Annotated in this window: 1 protein-coding gene and 1 pseudogene; one reads left to right on the top strand and one right to left on the bottom strand. The window is 61.0% G+C overall.

Annotated features, from left to right (window positions below):
• Window positions 1-139 precede the first annotated feature (139 nt).
• A pseudogene (locus tag C9413_RS31320) lies at window positions 140-1,270 on the bottom strand (RHE_PE00001 family protein).
• Between the two features lie 499 nt (window positions 1,271-1,769).
• On the opposite strand from C9413_RS31320, the gene C9413_RS31315 reads away from it, so the two are divergent.
• Window positions 1,770-2,279 (top strand): recombinase family protein (locus tag C9413_RS31315; RefSeq protein ID WP_170251428.1); only part of this gene is annotated, 510 nt, incomplete at its 3' end.

Genomic DNA, 2,279 nt, shown 5'->3' with positions numbered 1-2,279 from the left:
GTCTCCCGCTGTCTGATTGAGGTGCGTAACCTCGGCTGTCAGGACACTTTGTCAAGGATGGATTGGCGCATGATCGGACCCCCTTTAGTCAAAGCAGCCATTGCGAATGTGTATCTCGTAGGCAAGCGCCGATTCGCAATTACGCACGCTTTTCAGGCTCTTTATTGCGGCGAAGGTTAAACGCCCAAGCGCGCGCGAACCTTGCCATAGAACAAAAGTTTGACGAGCGAACCTCAGCGCACTCCCCATGCCCGAAACCGGTCAGCTCCCTGAGCCCAAGCTCCTCGACGATCCTGAGCGCCGTCCGCGGAGTCACTTTCAGCGTTTGGGCGATCATGCCGGCCGAGACCAGCGGCCGCGAAATCACGAGCTCGAACAGATCAGGCAGATTTGAGGACGATCGTCGGCCGACCAGGCGCCGCTCCATCATCTGTTTTGCGAGCACCAGCCGGTCGTGCTCCCGGAGGCCAAGCTCGGCGGCCGCAATGATGCCATTGACGATCGCCAGCAGGCGGGTGTCGCGCGCGCGATGCCGGCGCTCGACGGGGATGGATTTGAAGCCGAGATTGACGGCGGCCAGATGCGCCGCGGTCGTCGAGCCCGCTTGCCGCAGCCGAGCCAGGGCGCATGTTGCCGGACCTGCAGATCGTTCCAGGCATCAAGCAACAGCCCGGCCCGCAATACCGGCGGCAGACCCTCGGTCTCCTTCAGCACGACCAGCCATTCGTCAAGCCGCTCGTCTTCGTCCCAGTCGAGATCGTAGACCAGCGGATCCTTGGCCCGAGCTGCGCCGGGCGTCTTTGCTTTTGCAATGGCGGCGACCGACAGGGCCAGCACCGCATCGATGGCGGCGAGCTCGGCCTCGAATGGGCTGGTGACGTCAGAACCCTCCGCTCCCTCCCCTTCCGGCACCGCATTGTCACCATGCTCGGCTCCGATCTTTCCCACAGCGCCGTCGTCACCAAAAGATGGTACAGGCCAAGCCTGCCCGCGCAGGGCGGCGATGCGCCGGGGCTTTCAGCACGTCGCGGGTAATCGTCAGTTCGTGGGTCGGCGCTCGGACATCGGCGCCAGCGTCGTGAAGGACCAGGTCTTCGAGATGCACGAGTTCGCCATCGATCCACTGCGAGGCGAAGTGGGTGCGCTCGAGGAAGCCGGCGCCGACTGTCGAGCGGGCAATGCGCTCATCCAGGCGAGCGATAGCGGACGAGGCGTCGAAATCGGCCGCAACAGGCCCTGTGATGTGCAACTTGGCTAAATCACAACGCATTGAAAACACAGTAAATAATTTGTTAAACGGATGCTATCGCGTAATTAGCATCCGTTACCGGATGGACTGCTTCAGGCCACGCCTGGCTTCCGATAAGTAATGCGTATCGGATTGAACAAGCGCCATTGTTCCAGGATCGGGGGATCCGCCGGAAAACCCGGGCTTTTTTGGCCAATTTTCTACCAGGATCGGTGGATTTTTCTGCCCTGCTTGAGTTGACTGCCTGCCGTCACGAAGCCCCGCCCCTCATTTCTCAGCGCCGAAGCTCGCATGCGGCGACAAGGCGTGGTCGCTCTGCTTCAAAACATCTGGTTTTGCGTGTTTCGGCCACAGCAGGCTGCTGGCGCGATTTCTCGAACTCCGACGACCCGGCGGTCGTCGAAGGTAAGATTTCAGGCTCTACGGCCTCTAATTCAGCTGGTAAAACACGCTTGCAAAGGAACGTTTACTGATACATTCTTTATTTGTACAAAACGCCTTTAAAAGACCGCGAGATTCCATGGCGAGAGCTGCAACCTCCAATCCCCTCCCCCCGCCGCAGAGGTTGATTGGATACGCGCGCGTCTCGACGGACGACCAACTCAACGATGCCCAGGTCGACGAGTTGCGAGCGGCCGGTTGTCATCGCATCCATCAGGAGCACGGATCCGGCGCATCACGGGCCAGGCCGATCCTGACGAAGCTTCTCCGGGAACTTGTCGCGGGCGACGCCCTCGTCGTCGTCCGCCTGGACCGGCTGGCGCGTTCCGTTAGCCACTTGCTTGACGTCATCGAAGACCTCGAGAAACGAGGCGTTCACTTCCGTTCCCTTCGCGATCCAATCGACACCGCGACGCCGCAAGGCATGTTTTCTCTCCAAGTGCTAGGTGCCGTAGCCCAGCTCGAGCGTGCGCTGATCGCGGAGCGAACCAAAGCCGGCATAGCGGCAGCTAAGGCACGCGGTCGGCTCGCTGGGAACCCTGGACTTCGCGAGCGCCGACCGGAAGCGGTCCGCGCTATCTCAGCGGCC

It is taken from the genome of Rhizobium sp. SEMIA 4085 (assembly GCF_013004495.1).
Classification (GTDB): domain Bacteria; phylum Pseudomonadota; class Alphaproteobacteria; order Rhizobiales; family Rhizobiaceae; genus Rhizobium; species Rhizobium gallicum.
Note: the sequence above shows the minus strand (reverse complement) of the source record. Positions and strands in the feature narration are given on the sequence as shown.